Origin of the sequence: Sphingomonas sp. SORGH_AS_0789 (assembly GCF_031453055.1) — a bacterium.
In the GTDB taxonomy this organism is placed as follows: Bacteria; Pseudomonadota; Alphaproteobacteria; order Sphingomonadales; family Sphingomonadaceae; genus Sphingomonas.
Genome location: NZ_JAVIYV010000001.1, coordinates 1178113 through 1197601 on the forward strand (window position 1 = coordinate 1178113; position 19489 = coordinate 1197601).

Below are 19489 nucleotides of genomic sequence, written 5' to 3' on the forward strand. Positions count from 1 at the left end.
CAGGGAAACGCCTAAGCGGCGACCCGTGGGGCGTTATGGGACGGCTCAGGCCGCCAGCGTCTGCGCCCGCCGCCCGAACCGACCCGCCTTGCGGAAACGGATCAGATATTCGGGCGCGACGGTCGCCAGCGGCGCGGGGGTGACGCCCAGCGCGGCGAGACCCGGCGCATCGGCGGCGACGACATTGTCCTGCTGGAGCATCAGCCACTGGTCCCAGCTGATCGGCGAGCCGGGCAGCCGGGCGAGCAGCGCGCCCGCAAAGTCGGGCAGTTCGACGAAGTTCGGCTTGCGGCCCAGCGTCGCGGCGATCCAGCGGATCAGCTCGCCCATCGACAGCACGTCCGGCCCGCCCAGCTCATAGGTGCGGCCGCCATGCGTTTCGCCGTCCAGGATCGCCGCGACGATCGCCTGGCCGACATCGCCCGCGAACACCGGCTGGAACTTCACGCCGGCGCGCAGGATCGGCACGATCGGCGCCGACACCATGCCTGCAAAGCGGTTCACGAACTGGTCCTCGCGCCCGAACACGATCGAGGGGCGCAGGATCGTGGCGTTCGGGAAAGCCTGGCGCACCGCATCCTCGCCCTGCCCCTTCGACCGGGCATAGGCCGCCGCGCCGTTCGAGTCGGCGCCGATGGCCGAGACATGGGCCAGCGCCTCGACCCCCGCCGCGCGCGCGGCCTCGGCGACAGTGCGTGCGCCGTCGACATGGATGCGCTGCATATTGCCGCCCATCACGCCGACCAGATTGACGACGGCATCCGCGCCCTCGACCGCGCGCGCGACCGTGTCGGGCCGCGCGATATCGGCCGCGACGAACTGCGTCTGGCCCAGCCCGCCCTGGGTGCGCAGGAAATAGGCCTGGCGCGGATCGCGCTGCGCGACCCGCACCCGCGCGCCCGTGCGCATCAACTCGCGTGCGACATAGCGGCCCAGAAAGCCCCCGCCGCCAATCAGCGTCACCAGCTTGTTCGTCATGACCGTCCCTATTTTTTCGAGAAAAATCGTCTTTCGCCCCTTTGCCTCGCAAAAAAGCCGTTGACAAGGATTCGAACCCTACCCTAAAGGCGCGGGCCTACCCCGTGCCCAGATGGCGGAATTGGTAGACGCACCAGCTTCAGGTGCTGGCGATCGCAAGGTCGTGGAGGTTCGAGTCCTCTTCTGGGCACCATCGCTTCTTACAGCGTTGAAATCTCTCGGGGATCGTCCAAAAAACGGTCCCCAGAGAGCATCTGCTACCCGCAACTGCTACGGGAAAATGGCCCATCATCAGGCCGAAAATTCCGGAAAACCGCGCCTGTTGAGGGCCGTGTTTGCTACGGTAAGCTGCTACGGGATTTGCCCCGTGGCGTGCTTCGACGGGGGCAAAAACTCTACTATCGGCACACCGTCCCGGTGGACGCTCAGAGACTGCTGAATCGGCTCGAAATCTGGCGCTCGCTGAGGACTGACAGCCTTTCCGTTGCCCTGCGCCGATTGCCGGGAGTTGTCGCTCGGATCGAAATGGAGATTGAGCACGCCCGCGCGATGGCGGGCATGCCGGTCGATGCGATGCTGATTGGACCGTTGAACGACGATTTTGTCGAGCGCCCGATTTCGATCGCTCTTCAACCCGTCGCCAGCATTGAACCTGATAGCCCGCTGACGCTCGCCGAGGCATATCGCAAATACATCGACGACCCGACGCGCGCGTGGACCGCCAACACGCGGGAGGCGTATGAGACGAGCCGCAAGCTCGCCATCGCGGTGATCGGTGAAGCCGTTCCCGTCGCGTCGATCTCGCGTGCGCACTGCCGCAATATGCTGGATGTGTTGCGCTTCCTCCCCGCAAACGCAGGAAAACTGTTCCCGAAGCTCTCGCCGCGCGAGGCGGCAGATCGCGCCCGCCTGCGCGACGACATCAAGGTCATCAGCGCGGCAAACGCCAACTCGCTGATGTCCAACATGAGCAGTTTCCTCAACTGGGCGGTCAATGAGGAACTGCTCGCCCGTAATCCGGCGCGCGGGTTGCGCCTCCCCGACCCGATCAACAAGCGGGACAAGCGCTCACCGTTCGACCGGGAGCAGCTTCATTCGATCTTCAACGCGCCGCTCTATCGCGGCTGCGTCGATGGCGGACGCGGCTATAACAAGGTTGGGGACCACCGCCCACGCAACGCGCGATTCTGGGTGCCGCTCATCGCGCTGTTCACCGGCGCGCGCTTGGGTGAAATCTGCCAGCTTGATACCACCGACATCCGCATCGTCGATGGCGTAGATTGTATCGTGGTGAGCCTGCGCTCACTGAACGGGACGAACGATAAGCAGTTGAAAACCACCGCGAGCGACCGATTAATTCCTGTCCACCCAATGCTTATCGACTGCGGGTTGGTCCACTTCGCCGAGACAAAACGGAAGGCGGGCGAGAAGAAGCTATTCGACGACATAGAGACGGGCTCAACCGGCTCGCGCCCTGTCGCCTTTTCCAAGTGGTTCACCCAGTTCCTCCGCGCCTGCGGAGCGCAGCGGCCCCGCACCTCGTTCCACTCGTTCCGCCACAACTTCAGGGACGAGCTACGCGCCGCGCGAATCGACCACGACATTGCATTGCTGCTCGGCGGTTGGACAACGGGGTCATCGCGAACCGCCGTCCATGAGAACTACGGCAGCGGCTACCGGGTCGATGCGCTCAACGAGGCTGTGCGGAAGCTGTCGTTCGCACAGGTGGATGTCCGTCATCTGCGCTGATGCGATACCCTATTGCCACAGGGGGCTAAATTATGGTGCGGATAGAGAAAGCTGCGGTCAACCGTATCAACACGGTGAGCAAGAACCGCTCCGGGAGGAAAGTTCCGTGCCTGATAAGCTATACAAATATCGCCCGTTCCATATCAATTCTCTCCGGTCAGTGATTCAGGCAGAGGTGTTTTACGCTAAACCCAAAACCTTCAATGATCCCCTCGATTGTGACCCAACGATAGAGATAGATATCTCACGGCCACATTTAGAAAACCTGCTATACCAGATGCTTCTTAGGACAAGAAGCGAGAAGGAAGCGGAGGGAGATATTAGTCGATTAAGATATTACTCAACTGAATATGGAGACTACAGAAAAGACGAGACCGTCGAGAGCTACCTCAAAACCATCGTAGCGAACAAAATAAAAGATGAGTTGGATGATGAGCTCGGAAACGAGGGTGTTCTCGCATTGTCGTCGACATGGGCAAGCGCTTTGATGTGGAGCCATTATGCCGATGAACACAAAGGCATATGCATAGAATATGACACTCGTGATCAGGACCACCCTCGACTCGCACCAGTGAACTATCGGGCTCCGAGAGCCGTCAAAACTAGCGACCTCTGGCTTTGGAAGGCAAAGGGGGATAATTTCGCCCGTCAGCGGGTGTTTGATACCTATTTCTACTCGAAATCATCGGAGTGGAAATATGAAAAAGAGTGGCGAGATGTATCTGATAAAAGCGGTGTGCGGGGCGTGCCGTTCCGGATCACCGCCATCTTGTTTGGTCTCAGATGCGACCCGTCGATTATTACCAGTTTCGTGCGTTTGCTGAGCGATCACCCAAAGATAAAACTTTGGCAGATGCTACCGAAAGATGACAGTTTCGCTCTTAGAAGAGAGCAGGTTGATCGGGAAGAGGTTCAGCGCGCTGGTATTCGCGAACCGTCGTTCTTGCTGTTCAAAGACTTGGTGTGGGATGAAAATCTTGAGCTAGTGGACGAGCTTAAGCCTGCGGAAGACTTTGATCCAGAAGGCGATGAAAACTGAGTGAGGCAACTGTCACAAAGCGCACGGTTGTCAATCGCCAGTGCCAGTCTCCCTACCGGCGACACGGCCCTCAACAGGCGCGGTTTTCCGGAATTTTCGGCCTGATGATGGGCCATTTTCCCGTAGCAGTTGCGGGTAGCAGATGCTCTCTGGGGACCGTTTTTTGGACGATCCCCGAGAGATTTCAACGCTGTAAGAAGCGATGGTGCCCAGAAGAGGAGTGAGCGGGGGCGAGCGGGTGGCCTCCACCTCGACCGGGGAGTTTCCTCCTGCTTTTACAATGAGGGGCGGTTCGAGTGCCAGAAGAGGCCCCGAACCATCGGCATTCACCGTCACGAGATCATTCGTAGCATCGGCGCACGCCACAGGTGTTGAGGGAGCGTTGTCAGGCATGCTCATCTCCATGATGTTTGGGCGGTGCAGTTCGATGGTGGGTAGCAAGGTCTGGCCCGACGAATGAGGTAACACCGCCCTCGGGCCATAAAATCCAGCGTTTCAAACCGTCCCGGCGAATTGCTTCTCGAATGTTCTTGGTCATCCATGCTCGAAGCGCTGGATCAGGGTCGCGTGGGTCAGCATGGGGGAAGCAGAAGGTGGAACGGTTGGCGCTCACCTCGGCCATAGGGACTCCCGCTTGAATAGTCGGAATATGCCAAGCGATGGCCGAAGGTGCGGCACGGACTGATATCCGGATAGGCTGCACGCTCGATCTCCATATCGACGGACGGCCTTGACCGTCTCGGGTGATGTTGACCGTGGGTGCACGCTGGCGGATCAAGCAGCCTGCACCGTCATCCTCGTTTTGATGCGATGAACGGTGGCGACCCCAATCTTCAAAGCCCTCGCCGTCGCGTTGATACTGGTCCCGGCGTTGAGGAGCTTGCGGGCGCGCTGCTCGATATAAGCGTCTAGCGAGGGTCGACCCGCCTTTTTCGTAGATCGGGCGAGGCCCGCCATGATGCGGTCGCGGAGGATGGCACGCTCGAATTCCGAGAAGACGCTGAGCATGCTGAACATCGCCCGGCCTGCCGGGGTCGAGGTGTCGAGCCCCTGCGTATGAAGGTAGAGGTCGACGCCCCGGCTGTTGATCTCGCCAAGGAAGGTCACGAGATGCTGAAGGCTGCGGCCTAACCGGTCGACGGACCAGCACGCGATAAGGTCGATCTCTTTCCTCGCCACCATCGTCATAAGACGGTCGTAGGCGGGACGCTTTTCCCGACCCTTGGCTCCCGAGATGCCCTCATCTGCTAGCCGCTCAACAATGGTCCAGCCCATGCGTTCGGCAACACCGTCAAGTTCACGAAGCTGGTTCTCGACCGTCTGCTGGTCCGTGCTCACCCTCGTATAGATCGCGACCCGCTTGCTCATAGCAGGATTATACCAGAGCTTATGGAATATTTCAGTTCATTCTGAAGGGTTTGGCATTGTTTTACTTGGGCCTAACAACCAACCTCCACCGCATCTCGGCGGTGCAAGGTCTGCCCATACCCGACAATCGCGTAATTACGACACCATAGCCATCATGGCCGAGGTCATGACGAATGTTGTCTTCCATTAAAGAGAGCGCGTTCTCGTCCCACCGGTCCCACTTCGCGCTCTCGGTAGTAAGTGCAAGTTCAACGGTGCGCTGGCTGTGGGGCCAATCCATTTGAATAATGGTGTCCGCTAGATCGATTCCCCGCGCATGGGTGACGGGGAATAATTTTCTTCCCCGCGAGTATACGTGCAAACTGCTGCGTGGGGGCCATCCGGTCCAAGTCGGCATCATTCTCCCCAATGCGACCGGAGTTTACTGACCCGTGCGTCAGATCGGACCTTTTTACCCTTCGGCGTGACGAAACGAACGCTTCCAGCAGGAAGGCCCATCAGGCTCTCAATCGTCTTTTGAACCCCGCCGAGCCGTGCTGTGGATTTCACCTTCTTAAAGCGCAGTCCGACAGACTTCCGCTTGACGGCAATCTTGCCCTCGATCTCGCTCATATTGATCCCCTCTGTCTGAGCACATCCTAACGTTCATCATCGAACCGTCACCATCTGCTGTTCCCCAACCATTCGATTTCGGAACAGGCAGAGTGAGCGCGCAGGATCGGCAGAAAAGCATGGGTCTGACAGATGGCAATTCGGGGAGGGTTGCGGAATGGCTCTTCTGGGTCGATCTCTGCGGGCAATCCCAGTGACACGAGGGCTGTCGAGGATACTTCCCACTGGAACGGCACGCTGCGGGCGCTATGCGCCTGCACCAGACCCGCATACAAGTTGGTCAGATATTTCGCGCTATGACCATCGGATGGCCCGCTGCCGAGCGCGCCGCTGTTCGAGCGTAATGGTTCGTGATCGCACGAGTGCCGACTTGGTAAGAAATCGATCCGTGATCCTACCAAATATGTCTTCGCGATCGGCGGCAGAGATATCCCACACGAACACCTCAACTTCCACGGGCATGAGGCCGATCAGCGGAAATAATCCCGTTCCCGGGCGGAACCGACAAAGTAGCGTCAGACCCTGAGTGTCATGAAAGTAGCCTTCACCATGCTCAGCATTGCGAACTACATCGCGCTTTTTTGGAGCATGGTTCACCGCAGGCACCCATCGCCCATTTCGCTCGGCGACTTTCCGTTGTTCTGTGACCACGCGCCAGAAAGCATCCTCCGACCAGTCCAATGGTTCGTCGCCGAACGCACGTGTCGAGTAAGTGTATAGGTCCTTCACCTTGTTGCCTGTGCGGGAAAGCTCGTGATCAACAAGCGGTATGGTCCATACTTTGGCCGTGCGAGGTGCGACCCCATTGCGGTTTAAAATTTCCACAAGTGATTTGAGGGTCTTAGCGCCGTCAAGGACGGCGAGCGCGATACCAAGATCAATTCGTCCGTCGTGCTCCTTTGCTATTGCGGCTCGCGCAATAGCGGATTTCTTCCGGTCGCTGTCGTCGAGGGGGCGCTTTCCCATGCGCCCCATCTTTGCCCGACGAGAACTTCAGCGTCCACAAGTTTGGAAAAATGCGCAGTTTATCCTCGGCGGGGGTGCATCCGTCACGTATCTCCGACCTCGGATGGCCGTCCAGCCGACACATCGCGTGTTGGAAGCTTGCTCAAGTAGCGAGCGCCCGCCCCTCTAGGGGGGCTCGAATACCGGGGAAGTTCCAACGGAGCCGAACCACCTGACCGGGACCTACGGGTCTCACGCAATAAGCCCTCTGCCCCCATCGGGGATGGAGATCAAAGCTGGGTAGCTACCCTCGCCTTCGCGGGCGGCACGGAGAAAAGCGATGCAGAACATCATTAACAGGCAGACGGTCGCCGATTGGCGGGAAGTGGCAACCGACAATATTGTGGCGCGGCGAATAGCAGCGGCACGATACAAGCTCGGCGATCTCGGGCACCACGGAGGGGTGGGCCTGCGCGCGCTCTATATAAGCGGACCGCCGGGGATTGGAAAAACCCATAGCATCGTTGAGCAGGAACGCGTCTGGCGCGCTCAAGGACTGGAGCCCCTCCGTTTCCGTCCGGCGACGGCGCGCGAGCTTCTGGATTATTTTGCAGAGGCAAGAGGATCGAGGCCGCTGATCATGGAAGAGGCGGATATCATCTTTCGATCCAAGCCGATGTTTGAATTGCTAAAACAGGCGACTGACCCAGTTACTCCCGACATCATCACGCGGCTCGTCAAGGTTGATGGTAAAAAGATTGCGGTAAAAATCGGCCTCAACGTTCCAATTGTCGTGACTACCAACTTGGACCTGATGGGCGAGGAAGGCTGGGACAAAAACCTACTCGCTGATCGCGATGCGCTCTTCAATCGCTCGCGACCGGTTGCAATCCCAAATGATCCGTTGGCGCTGTGGGAATGGAGTATTTACCTTGCATTATGTTCCCATCTCACGCGTGATGTTACAGTTCGAAATCCCACCGGCGGCAAACCGCTCATGCAGGCGAATTCCCTGTCAGTTCAGGCGCAGGCTATGGATTGGTTCACGGCCAATATTGATCGCCTCGCTGTCATAAGCCCACGCACTCTCAAGCAGGCAGCCCAGTTTATGGGGAGAGCAAACCGTGGAGACATGCCCCCTGCGGTGCTGGCCGAGGAACTGGCTGGGCTTCTCGGACCCAAGCGGGAAAAGCAGTTCGATATTCCTCAGAATGCTGATTGGTCCATGCTGCTAAAGGCTATGCCGAAGCATAGCAGTGAGCCACAGCGGATTGCAGCCTGATTCGCTACACCGTGAGAGCACGCATAAGACGGATAACAATGTGCTCGGTCGGAATTTCAGATATGAAGCGGTCAATTTGGGCTTCAGTCTTGCAGAGACTGGCCAGTTGAGCGCGGATTATTGGGGTGATACGGGCGACATATTGCTCGTGTTCGATTGAAAGCGAAAGGAATTTAGAGTTGCATATTGTCATAATACACTATTTAGTTTTCGCATGAGCATGGTTAACTTTTATCAATCCACATCCTCTCGAACGATCTCTAAATTTAGAATAAATCGCATATTATTTAATCAAATGCGCCTTTTAAAACTAGATTACAGTGTGCTGGCTAATTTAGGAAAGCAGTGGATAACATACCTGTATGGAAATAGATCGTTCCACTTCACAGTCTAAATAGTGCATCGTTATTAATTGTCGTCGCCGTAAATACGATCTACCGTTTCATTGAAGGCTTGCGACGCACGTTCGAACTCTCGTTGTGAATCAGCATCAATCTGATTGTCGTCCGTGCTCGCCGAAACCATAATTTCGTGATCTTCGTCAGTGTAGGCGCGATATGTGATCGGCGCGTCGTTGTTATCCGCGAAGACGCCGGTTCCCTTGCAGACAAGCTCGGATGGTGACCGACGAATGAGGCGCGCATTCGTAATTTTAATGAGGCTGCCCTTGGACATATCGACAGCCTCCAATTCCAAGTCGCTGCATGTCAGGTTCTCAATGCGATCTGCGCAGGCGGTGACGGCGATCGCCACCGCGAGCAGTGCTCGCTTCGTCAAAACAGCGACCACTTAATCTTGGCAAATTCGGTAGCTCGATCATCCTCCATGAACGACCAACCGTTCTCCAGAAGATGTTTTGCAGTCATTTCGTTGCCTTTGATGCCGAAGAAAATTGAGAAGCCAAGCATGGCAAAGCTAAGGGCTGTGAAGAATACATCACTGCCGCTCGGCCAAGGCTCGCCATCGTCGGGCATAGGTAGATAATTTACACACCAGTAAACGATGCACATAAGCAGCATACAGCCGCCCCACTGATTAAGCTTGCGTAGGAAAAGCGGAATTCCAAGGACGGATGAAAAAAAGAATAGCGTGAAGCTGAATCCGATCTTGATATCCTTCACCTCGCCTGTCCGATCATTGCTCAAGCGCACATGCATATTATTCCCCCGGGCGGCGTTTAAAATCGCGCGCCAAGAGCATGCACATTCCAAAATGGAATGCAACAGTCCTGCGCCTACCGTTCGCACATGGCTTTCGGGGAGCGTCAAAAGACCGTCGGCAGAGTGCTGCGCCAAGCCCGTGAGGACGCGGGATTGCAGCAGATCGAACTCGCGCGACGGATCGGGAAGACGCAGGGTTACATCAGCAAGATCGAAGGGGGGCATCAAGGGGTCGATGTTTTGCTGCTATACGATATAGCAATCGCCCTTGGTAACGAACCAGCGGCCCTTTATACTCACGTTGTGGCGGAAATATCTTAATCAGATCAGCGAACTTTGTCTTAAGTAGGAATTGCTGAGAGCTTGCGAAGGCGTGACTCCTATTGGCAATTTGTAATTTATTTATAGCCATAAAATTTTTATATATGCTAAATAGATAGAATATCTTGCAGGGCGTCCGAAGGCTGGCCCGGCCAACAACCGACCCGGACACGAGACGGGGCATCGGGAAGAATGGTGGGGGCCAGAGCCCTGCCGCCTGTTGAGCAAGCAACGGTCGTCGCGGGTGCGAAGTCAAATAAAGCCCGAAACAGATTGCGACCGCTGTCCGTTCACGCTGACACGTCGCATGCATCGCCTCGGTTGAGTTAACGAGAGCTTGGGCGATGCGCTTCTCCCAAAGAGATAACCACGATGCACTATACAACGTAATTCCCCTATGACCGCTTGCGCGAGGGGTTGGGTGCGAAAGATTGCAGTAATGACCGGTTTCGGATCGTCACGGTCGAAGGCGTAAAAGCCTCAAGCTGCACCTCACAGTTCGACAACCTCACGGATGATGCCCAGCCATCACGAACCCATTCTTTCCCCTCCGTCTTTCACCAAAACTGTTCGTTCAGTAACCTTGTAAAAGATGGAGGGGGAATAGAGTTGTGTCCGCTTCCTTCGGATGATTGATAATGATCAATCTATCATAAATGCTGCAAGCCGATTGGTGAAATCCGAAGCGGAGCGCAGGGTTTTGCGAAGCGGCGCAGTCAGCCGGTGGGCGCTCGCCGTCCGCCGTTCAGATATATGCTCCAATCGTTCATCATGATACTAAATTCAGAATGAGCGATGGCCATCAATACCAAAGCATATTTGATCCAAGGTGAATATAGAAATTTCCATTACGACTCCACTCACTAATCTGGTACATATGATAATTCGTTAAATATTGCCCAGCCGATGAAAATACTGCGAATCTAAAAATTCCTAAGAAGGAAAAATTGTCGGCGATAGAAAAAAGCATTATGACGCTCCAGACGTTTCCCGCTTAGCCCGCTCACGTAGCGCATCGTAAAGCTGGGCAGGTCCGAGCAGAACCTCCTTAAGGCCGTCCCTCACCTTCTGCGAATCAAGGGCCTTCTTACTCAATGAGGAATGAGCCTCGAACGCCTCAATGATCGCGTTCATCAATTCGTCCTTGAGTGTAGGTGAATTGGCAAACTGAGCTTCGGTGTTATTTGCCGCCTGCGTCACCAGCGCGTCAGATTCTAGCATTTTGTCACGCAGTGTTGTGACGTAGCTCAGTTGGTCGCCATCGGTGGTATCAGCACCAAACAGATCGTTTACGCGCTCAATGATCTCGGCGAGCAGCGCCTTCTCCTTCTCCTGCACCGACCCGGAACCGACCTCGGTCATCGGCTTGAGCTTGCTCTCATCGCGGCCTGACACGTCGAGGCGGCGCTGCCCCTCATCTTTGAGGCTGTGATGAGTCAGCACGACCTTGGACAGGTCTACGCCCTCGCGCTCGCGACCGAACTCCAACAGCGGGGTCAGCCGTTTGTAGAACACGAAGCGCTTCTCGACCGCGCTGCTGCCGTAGTCGAAAATTTGCGAGAGGAAGCTGTAGGCGCGCTGGTATGCCGCCATGTCGTTCTTGAACAAAACGAGCGCGTTGATCTCATCCTGAGCGTCCGACGCGCCGTCATCGTCGTTACGTTCGCGTGCGCTCCGCAGGCGTTCTTGTGCAGCCTTGTAGCGCTTGAGTAGGCGGTCAGCGACAGGCTCGATGGCAGCGATGAGATCGCCCTGCTTGGCGCGGAGGTTCATTTCGACCGCAGCGACACGCTCGACCTCAAAATCATCATAGTGCCCGCTGGCATCGAGCTTACCCTTGAGATCAAGGACAAGGTTCGGGTCAGTGACACCCTCAAGCTGAGCAGTATCATAGTAGGTGCGGAAGGCGGTGAGGATTTCCTCAGACGAGTTCACGAAATCGAGGACGTAGGTGGTGTCCTTGCCGGGGTGCGCACGATTAAGTCGCGATAGTGTCTGCACGGCCTGAATGCCCGCAAGTCGTCGATCCACATACATGCCGCACAGCAGTGGCTGATCGAAGCCGGTCTGAAACTTGTTCGCAACCAGCAGCAGGTGGAAGTCCGCTCCCGCGAACGCATCACGGATATCACGGCCCTTGAGGCCGGGGTTTAGCAAGGCACTGCCCTCGGTGACGGGCTCGCCGTTTGACTCGGCATCGTTTACCTCACCAGAGAAGGCGACCAGCGTGCCAAGGCCGTAACCTTGCGACCTAATGTAGCTGTCGATCGCCTTCTTCCAGCGCACCGCCTCGACCCGGCTACCCAGCACCACCATTGCCTTGGCGTTGCCATCGAGTAGCGGCTCGACGTTTTCGCGGAAGTGCTCGACGACGATCTGAACCTTTTGTGCAATATTATAGGGGTGGAGTCGCACCCAGCGCATGATGCCCTTGAGCGCCGCATTGCGCTCGACTTGCTGATCGTCCCATTCCCGGCCGTCGTTGGCGAGGCGGAATGCGAGCCGATAGGGCGTGTAGTTCTTAAGCACGTCGAGGATGAAGCCTTCCTCGATCGCCTGCCTCATTGAGTAAACATGGAAAGCGGACGGCAGATTGCCGGGGCCGGATGGCTGATCGGGCTCCGGCTTTCGGCCGAACAGTTCGAGCGTTTTGCCCTTCGGCGTTGCGGTGAACGCAACGTAGGTGACGCCGCTCTCGCCTGCGCGCGCTGCCATCTGCGCGGTCAGGATATCTTCGGCACTGGCCTCACCGCCGTCCTGTAGCTCAGCGATCTCCTCCGGGGAGAGAAGCTGTTTCAGCTTCTTCGCGGCCTCGCCGGTCTGCGAACTATGCGCCTCGTCCGCGATGACGGCGAACCGCTTGCCCTGCGTGGCGGCAAGGTCGCGGACGGCCTCAAGCGCAAAGGGAAAGGTCTGGATGGTGCAGACGATAATCTTTTTGCCCTGAGCCAGCGCCTCGGCAAGCTGACCACTTTTAGCACCACCTTCACTGCGGATCGTCGCCACCACGCCCGTGGTTCGTTCAAACCCAAACAACGCATCCTGAAGCTGGGCGTCGATGACGTTCCGATCCGATACGACGATGACGGTAGAAAACAGCTTTTCGTCGGCATCTGTGTGTAGGTCAGCGAGGAAGTGCGCCGCCCATGCGATCGAGTTTGTCTTACCGCTGCCTGCTGAGTGCTGAATCAGGTATTTGCCGCCAGCGCCCTCTGTGCGCACCGCCGCGCGCAGTTTTCTGGTCGCATCAAGTTGATGATAGCGCGGGAAGATGAGGCCGGTGATGGTCCGCTTTGTGTCACGCTGAGCGACCAGATAGCGGCCGATGATTTCGAGCCAGCTTTCCCGCTCCCAGATTTCCTCCCACAGATATGCAGTGCGATGCCCATGCTCATTGAGCGGGTTGCCTGCACCGCCAGCATCGCCCTTGTTGAAAGGTAGGAAGTGCGTTGCTTGTCCCGCGAGCTTTGTAGTCATGTGGACTTCGCTATTGCTCACGGCGAAGTGAACGAGCGCCCCGCTGGGGAATGTCAGCAGCGGTTCGGAGTTGCCGCCCTTCGGACGGGGCAGGCGGTCGAACCGATACTGGTCGATGGCGTCAGTGATCGACTGGGTAAAGTCCGTCTTCAACTCAGCGGTCGCGACGGGCACGCCGTTGAGGAATAGCGCCAGATCAAAGCAGTTCTCATTCGCCACCGAGTAGCGAAGCTGACGCGCTACGCGCAGCCGGTTAGCCTGATATGCTGCGATAATGTCGGGATTCATGCCCATGGCGGGCTTGAACTGGGCCAGCGAGATCACGCCCCGAACGCCGACCATCTCGACGCCATGTCGGATGACATCCAGCGTGCCGCGATCATTGATCTGCTTTCGCACACGATCGAGCAGCGCGCTTTCAGCGGCCGAGCCGTGGCTACGGCTTAGTGACTCCCATACCTTCGGCTGCGTCTTCTGCACCCACGCGACCAGATCAGGCGCGAACAGCGCCCGCTTGCGGTCGTAAAGCGCGGCGCTACCGGGTTCGTCGAGCCAGCCATGCGCGCCGAGGTGAGCGCAGATTTCGTCTTCGAAGCGGATTTCCTTGTGAATGCTCATCGGGGGAGTGCCAAAACTTTTGGACGGAGCACTTCCACCAACCGGATCATCTCCACCAAAATACGGTCGTGTATCTCAGCCCAATCTGCTTTGTCGGATCGATAACCACCAGTCTGGGTAATACCGATTGATCGGCTCGCTCGACCGTTAGTAGCGTCCCACTCAAGTGGCTTTCCAAAACTGGCCTCAATGTCAGCCCGCTGAGCGTTCAACTGATCATACCCCGCTTCATCGTTGGCGATATAGAGATACGCCCTGACTTCAGATTGCGTGACATTGAAATCAAAATGATAGCCACTCCTGCCAATCCTGAGCTGCATGTAGTTCGCGGTTGGAGCAATGTGGTTGATATACAGGTCAGTCTTATTTTTTGATCGCTCAATCAGCGATGCCCAAAACTGTTGGCGAAGTTCATACCGCTCGATTTTGGCCTTCTGCTCAGCCTGCCGCTTTAGGCCGATCTGCGTCTGGAACTGGGTCGCTTCCGGCAACGGGATGATCGGCTGCACGTCCAGCAGCAGGCGACCGTCGCCCAGTTTGTAGGGGCTCAGCCGGATGCAACTTATGTCGAGATTTTGCTCGCGGAGCCACAGCACCGTCGTCGTCAGTTCCTTGCTGAATGCTGCCGAGGCGAGGATGATCCTGACGCTACCGCCGAACTCCTCTTGCTCGGCCTCTTGCCAGTTCAGGTAGGCGAGCAGATTGGCCTCAGCGTCCTCGCCGCTCTGGCCGCAACGACGAAGGTATTGCGCGTGCGCTTCGACTGCTTCAGCGAAGGTCATGCGTGCGATCATCGCCGCGTAGCGGATCGCCTGAAGCTCCATATGGCCCGCATCATCGCGCTTGAGTTCCACGACGACAAGATTGGCCTCAGGGTCGAGGCAGAGCAGGTCGATACGCCTGTTGCTGTCGATCCACCCGCCATATTCGTCTGACAGCACCAGCAGGTCTTCACCCAACACCGCAATCTGATCCCGCAGCATCCGCTGTATGTCCGGACGCTCGCGCAGCCCCTCGACATAGAAGCGGGTTGGGTTCGCGGCGACGAGCGTGCCGTCATTGACCTCGTAGACCGGCATCAGGCTGTCCCCTCGGGCACTGAGACCTGACGCGCTTCCCAGTCCTTGTAGGTCAGGCCACCGTCAGCCGTGCGCCAGTCGATCTGGCCGTTCGATGCCCTACCGTTGACGACTGCGGCTGCGGCGCTCGGGCTGCGGAAGGCGTAATCCTGCGTGAACACGCAATGCGCGCCCTGCTCGGCAAGAACGCCCGACCGGCGAAGCTCTGCGTAGAGTGACGCATAGGTATGATGGTCGAGGCCGGTCCATTCGCGTCTGCCCGTTGATCCGGCCTCAACGACGAACTCACCGTCAGTGAGAACCGCCGACGCGCGCAGACCGTGTTTCCGTGATTCCAGCACAAAGCGTGTGCCGCCTACGCCAGTTGTTTGCGGTTCGGCAATCGTTCGACCCTGCATCGCCGGAGCGTTGGGCCGATGGGCACGAGCACGCTGGATAAACATGTCCACGCGCACAGCCGGGAGCACGATCAGCAGGTTTTCGAGGAACGCCTCCATCTTGGCGATATCGGCTTCGCTAAGGATCGGCAGCACTGGCGCGGTCAGATTGTCGAGCGGCGTGTGACCGATCACCTTGGCGTGCGCGATCAGCCGCGCTTCGAGGTAGCGGACGTGCGCCTTGTTGAGCTTGTTGGCGGAGGCCGTGACGAGCACGGCGCTGGTCCACCATTCCTTGCGCACGTCATGCTGACGAATACGCGCGCCGATATCTTCGCCTTCACCGATGTAGGCGAAGGGCTCGCCATTCTGGTCGCCGAGCAGCAGGTAGACGCCTGCATAGCTGGCTTCACTACGCACGAGCGCTTCGCTCAACTGGGTGCGCGGGAACAACAGGACGTGGCCGGTCCAGTTAAACAACTCGGCGGTAACCATGCCGTCCGGGCGACCGTCGATATAGTAAAGCTCCAAGGAGCGGCCGACCGCTGGGCTCATACGAACAGCCTCCCGGTCGTAGTCTTTGGGCCGGAGCCGGTCGGCACGATGCCGTGGCGACGCATCCAGCCCAGCCATTCGGGAAGTTCGCTGGCGCGGAACTTGGCACGCTTCTCCGGGTGCCAGTCATTGAGGAAACCGCTGATGATCTCGTTGTCGGTGGGCGATGCACCCTCACTGAGGGCGTCGTTCCACACGCCATAGAGCGTCGCGACGGCCTCGGCCTCCTTGGTGCTGAGCGCCGCAAAATCTCCAATCAGCTTGTCGAACTTGGCCGTGCGATCCTCACCGAGCCACTGCGCCAGTTCGTGGCGATGCGCGCCTCGCTGCTGTCCGAGCCGATAGCTGACCGTGGTGCCAGCGCCGCCCGGTTGCTCCCACTCAATGCCAGCGATGCTCTGTGCGCCGCTTTCCATCTCTTCAATCAGCGCCCGGTCGAGCGGACCAGCGGCCTCGCGGGTGTAGGAACCGGCAAGCTCGCTGATGCCGATATGCGCCTCAGCGAGGAAGGCGATCTTCTGAAGCTTGACGCGGCCGAAGGTGGATTGATGCGCCGACCGCTCGATAATCTCCGTGGCGATGAGCCCGCGCGCTTGGGCGCGATGGAGCGGAAACGGCAGCACCTTCGCGGATTCGCGCACGTCAATCTTGCCGGTGACGGCTGCGGAAATGAGGGCCGCGCGACGTTCATTGAGAAGCTGGATGCCGCGAGTAACTACCGCAAACACGTTATCGAAAGCGCTGGTCTGTTGCTGGATGTGGCTCACGATCCGCAGTTGCTCATCCAGTGGCGGCACGAGCACGGCGCTTCCCCTAAGCCGGTCAGCACGGATACCGCTCGCCGTTGAGCCGCTCGCTCGAGTCCACAACTCGCTCTGGCCGAAATCAGATCGGAAGTGAGCATGCAGGTAGCCGCTGGTCATCAGGTGATCAGCCATTTTCATTAGGATGATGCGTTGACCGGGTGCGACACGCTCCTCATCCACGAGTGCCACCTCGCCGAGGGGCGCTTCTGTTGTAAGAAGTAGGTCTCCTACAGCGGGGAAGCCGCGCGTCATGCGCTCGGCATATTCCTCCTCGCTAATGAACACGGGATCGAGACTGTGGTCGATGCGGCCATGCTTTATCTGGGTGGCGGTGATGAGAGGAACGCCCTCACTGACCTTGTTAGGAGTCGCCCCTCGATAATCGACGAACTGCCGAACTACGCGACGCAATGGCAGTATCTGCCAATGCGCGGGCACCTCGCCGAGCCATTCGATGCCGCTGTCCTTCATCGGGGCGTTTGGATCGAGGCCCTTGGTGACGGCGTGGGAGATGACGGCTTGCCGCTTCTCCTTCAGCAGCACGATCAAGCGCCGCTGCTCCTCAATGAGCGCGTCAATCTTGCTCGTTTCGCGGTCGAGGAAGGCGGCTATGATGATCTGCTCGTCTGCCGGAGGCTTAGGAGTTCGCAGCGAGCCGATCTGCTCGGAAGAGACGGCTTGATAGGTGCTGCCGGTCGCCACGCTTTGTAACGGCTTTATGGATGCGGCAATAACGTGTCGTAAAAAGGAGAACTCGCCCGATACTGGACGGATCGCGCAGAGGCCCCGGCCAATCCCGTATCGCTGGTCCGCAATATTTAGCTCGCCAACCGGCGCGCGAACGGAAAGAAGGAGGTCGCCCTCAATGGCCTGTTTGGGCGGCAGTTCACAATATTGCCGTGGCGTAGGGTGTTGCTCCCCAAACTCCGCACAGCCCTGAAGAAAAGGCAGACCGGCACCTTCCTCATTGCAGTCCGCTGAGTTTGGCGACTGACCTGCAATGAGCGCTGCCACATGCTTTAGTGGAACCACGGCCCAATGGCTGGGCACGTCGCCAACCCATTGCACGCCGCTGTCTCCATAACTTGGATACGCTGGAAAGCTCACGCAGCGAGCCCTTCCAGCATGCCCTTGATCCGGTCAGTGACGGCTTCGAGATCGGCGTCGATCTCAGCGAGTGGACGCGGCGGCTCGAACACGTAGAAGTGCCGGGTGAACGGGATTTCGTAGCCGACCTTGGTCTTGTCGTGGTCGATCCACGCATCCTCCGCGTGGGGCAGCACCTCCCGCTCAAAGTAGGTCTCGACATCATCACTGAGCGGCACGTTCTCGGTATCTCGAAGGGCGCTATCTGGCTGCTTTTTACCCTTCGCCTTGCCACGCTGGCCCAGCACGATCTCGCCCGCCTCGTCGCGCAGCGGTCGCTCGACGGTGATGGTGCGATAGCCGAAGGCGCTGTTCGGGAAGATGCGCGACAGCGGCGCGAGCTTCACCTTGCCACCCTCCGGCGCTGAGGGCACCGGCTCGCCCTCGACCACCACGTCGCGCACAACCTCCCGGCCGTCTGCATCGAAGCTGGTGGCAAGCCGCGCCTCAGTGAACCCGCCGAACAGCTTGGTGACGGTCTCGATCTGCGCGTCCGACATTTCCTTGCGCTTCGAGCCCAAGGATTTGCGCATCTTGCGCCACATGGAGGAGGCGTCGATCAACTGGACCTTGCCCCGGCGAGCCTCCGGCTTCCGGTTGCTAATGATCCAGACGTAGGTGCTGATCCCCGTGTTGTAGAACATGTCGGTCGGCAGCGCGACGATCGCCTCAACGAGGTCGTTCTCCAGCACATAGCGGCGGATTTCGCTCTCGCCGCTGCCCGCGCCGCCCGTGAACAGGGGCGAGCCGTTGAGGACGATCCCGAAGCGACAGCCCCCCTCATTGAGCGGGCGCATCTTCGACAGCAGGTGCATGAGGAACAGGAGCGATCCGTCCGACACGCGGGGCAGTCCGGGGCCAAAGCGCCCGTCATAGCCCTTCTGCTCGTGCTCGGCGCGAACCTGCTTCTCAACCTTCTTCCACTCGACGCCGAACGGCGGGTTCGACAGCATATAGTCGAAGGTGCGACCGTGGTGGCTGTCGTCGGACAAAGTGTTGCCCTGAACGATATTCTCGATCGGCTGCCCCTTGATGAGCATGTCCGCCTTGCAGATGGCGTAGCTCTCTGGGTTCAGTTCCTGACCGAACATGGTCAGGTGCCCCTGCGGGTTGTGCTCATCAAGATACTCACCCGCGACTGACAGCATGCCGCCCGTGCCCGCCGTGGGATCGTAGATGGTGCGCACGATCCCCGGTTTGGTCAGCGCGTCGTCGTCCTCGACGAACAGCAGGTTGACCATGAGGCGGATGACCTCACGCGGGGTGAAATGCTCACCAGCCGTCTCGTTCGAGATTTCAGCGAACTTGCGGATCAACTCCTCAAAGGCGAGGCCCATCGCCGCGTTGTTCACCTTGTCGGGGTGGAGGTCGATGCGGGTGAAGCGCTCAGTGACCTGATAGAGCAGCCCGGTCTTGGCAAGTCGGTCGATCTGGGCGTGGAACTCGAACTGCTCGAAGATATCCCGCACAGCGGGCGAGAAACCCTCAAGGTAGCGGACGAGGTTGGCGCGGATATTGTCTTGATCGCCCATCAGCTTGCTGAGGTCGAGCGGATCGGTGTTGTAGAAGCCCTGCTTGGCGGCACGCAGGAGGAATGGCTCGGGGTTCAGGTCCAGCGCCGTCTTGGCCTGAAGCTCAGTGAGCACCGCCGCTTTAGTGGGTCCAAGCACGCAATCGAGACGGCGCAGCACGGTGAACGGCAATATGACCCTGCCATATTCCGACTGCTTGTAGTCTCCTCTCAACAGGTCCGCTACGGACCAAATAAACGACGCAAGTGCCTGATGATTCACAATTCACCCCTATACAGCGCGGAGAGGTAGCACATCTGACGTTTCCAGAAACCGAAAACGCTACTTGAATCCGGAGCGTCCATTACCTCAAGCTGGGGCGCTGACAGGGGGTCTTTCCCGTCGTTATTGCATCTCGCTTGACTGACACTCCACGACGCGCTCGCCGGGGCTTGATCCGGTGCGA

At 58.3% G+C, this 19489-nt stretch carries 15 protein-coding genes and 1 tRNA gene; 5 read left to right on the forward strand and 11 right to left on the reverse strand.

Annotated elements, in window-relative coordinates; all coding sequences use genetic code 11:
• Positions 1-45: 45 nt before the first annotated feature.
• Positions 46-978 (reverse strand): complex I NDUFA9 subunit family protein, encoded by a 933-nt coding sequence (locus QE360_RS05425; RefSeq protein WP_309699878.1) that lies wholly within the window; start codon positions 976-978, stop codon positions 46-48.
• A 106-nt stretch (positions 979-1084) separates the two neighbouring features.
• Here QE360_RS05425 and QE360_RS05430 point away from each other — a divergent pair.
• From QE360_RS05430 to QE360_RS05440, 3 genes are all read left to right on the forward strand, one after another.
• A tRNA-Leu gene (locus QE360_RS05430) sits at positions 1085-1171 on the forward strand.
• 179 nt (positions 1172-1350) lie between these two features.
• Positions 1351-2727 (forward strand): DUF6538 domain-containing protein, encoded by a 1377-nt coding sequence (locus QE360_RS05435; RefSeq protein WP_309699880.1) that lies wholly within the window; start codon positions 1351-1353, stop codon positions 2725-2727.
• Positions 2728-2833: 106 nt separating this feature from the next.
• Positions 2834-3766, forward strand: a complete 933-nt coding sequence (locus tag QE360_RS05440; RefSeq protein ID WP_309699882.1) for a DUF2971 domain-containing protein — start codon at positions 2834-2836, stop codon at positions 3764-3766.
• Between the two features lie 774 nt (positions 3767-4540).
• Here the strand turns inward: QE360_RS05440 and QE360_RS05445 are convergent.
• The 3 genes from QE360_RS05445 to QE360_RS05455 all read right to left on the reverse strand — a co-directional run bounded on the left by QE360_RS05445 (position 4541) and on the right by QE360_RS05455 (position 6712).
• A complete protein-coding gene (locus tag QE360_RS05445; protein ID WP_309699883.1) occupies positions 4541-5134 on the reverse strand; it encodes a recombinase family protein in 594 nt (197 codons plus the stop codon).
• Between the two features lie 396 nt (positions 5135-5530).
• Complete coding sequence (locus QE360_RS05450; protein ID WP_309699885.1) at positions 5531-5746, reverse strand: hypothetical protein; 216 nt, start codon at positions 5744-5746, stop codon at positions 5531-5533.
• A 294-nt stretch (positions 5747-6040) separates the two neighbouring features.
• Positions 6041-6712: a hypothetical protein gene (locus QE360_RS05455; protein WP_309699887.1), complete on the reverse strand. Its 672-nt coding sequence runs from the start codon at positions 6710-6712 to the stop codon at positions 6041-6043.
• A gap of 319 nt (positions 6713-7031) precedes the next feature.
• Here QE360_RS05455 and QE360_RS05460 point away from each other — a divergent pair, with 319 nt between their 5' ends.
• Positions 7032-7973, forward strand: coding sequence for a hypothetical protein (locus QE360_RS05460; protein WP_309699889.1), 942 nt, complete (start codon positions 7032-7034; stop codon positions 7971-7973).
• A 408-nt stretch (positions 7974-8381) separates the two neighbouring features.
• Here QE360_RS05460 and QE360_RS05465 read toward each other — a convergent pair whose 3' ends face one another.
• A complete protein-coding gene (locus QE360_RS05465) occupies positions 8382-8726 on the reverse strand; it encodes a hypothetical protein (RefSeq protein WP_309699891.1) in 345 nt (114 codons plus the stop codon).
• Positions 8727-8746: 20 nt separating this feature from the next.
• Complete coding sequence (locus tag QE360_RS05470; protein ID WP_309699893.1) at positions 8747-9358, reverse strand: hypothetical protein; 612 nt, start codon at positions 9356-9358, stop codon at positions 8747-8749.
• On the opposite strand from QE360_RS05470, the gene QE360_RS19115 reads away from it, so the two are divergent.
• Positions 9287-9454, forward strand: a complete 168-nt coding sequence (locus tag QE360_RS19115; protein WP_405052670.1) for a helix-turn-helix domain-containing protein — start codon at positions 9287-9289, stop codon at positions 9452-9454. The two genes, QE360_RS05470 and QE360_RS19115, sit on opposite strands and share 72 nt — an antisense overlap.
• A 969-nt stretch (positions 9455-10423) precedes the next feature.
• Here the strand turns inward: QE360_RS19115 and QE360_RS05475 are convergent.
• From QE360_RS05475 to QE360_RS05495, 5 genes are read right to left on the reverse strand one after another with little or no spacing between them, the layout of a single operon-like run.
• A complete protein-coding gene (locus QE360_RS05475) occupies positions 10424-13549 on the reverse strand; it encodes a DEAD/DEAH box helicase family protein (RefSeq protein WP_309699895.1) in 3126 nt (1041 codons plus the stop codon).
• The gene (locus QE360_RS05480; protein ID WP_309699897.1) at positions 13546-14628 is read right to left on the reverse strand and encodes a DUF4268 domain-containing protein; all 1083 of its coding nucleotides are present in this window, start codon (positions 14626-14628) and stop codon (positions 13546-13548) included. The genes QE360_RS05475 and QE360_RS05480 overlap by 4 nt, the downstream gene beginning before the upstream one ends.
• On the reverse strand, positions 14628-15560 hold the full coding sequence (locus tag QE360_RS05485; protein WP_309699899.1) for a GIY-YIG nuclease family protein: 933 nt from the start codon (positions 15558-15560) through the stop codon (positions 14628-14630). Before QE360_RS05485 ends, QE360_RS05480 begins: the two co-directional genes overlap by 1 nt.
• The gene (locus QE360_RS05490; protein ID WP_309699903.1) at positions 15557-17434 is read right to left on the reverse strand and encodes a restriction endonuclease subunit S; all 1878 of its coding nucleotides are present in this window, start codon (positions 17432-17434) and stop codon (positions 15557-15559) included. Before QE360_RS05490 ends, QE360_RS05485 begins: the two co-directional genes overlap by 4 nt.
• A gap of 35 nt (positions 17435-17469) precedes the next feature.
• Positions 17470-19305 (reverse strand): class I SAM-dependent DNA methyltransferase, encoded by a 1836-nt coding sequence (locus tag QE360_RS05495; protein ID WP_309699905.1) that lies wholly within the window; start codon positions 19303-19305, stop codon positions 17470-17472.
• Between the last annotated feature and the right edge of the window lie 184 nt (positions 19306-19489).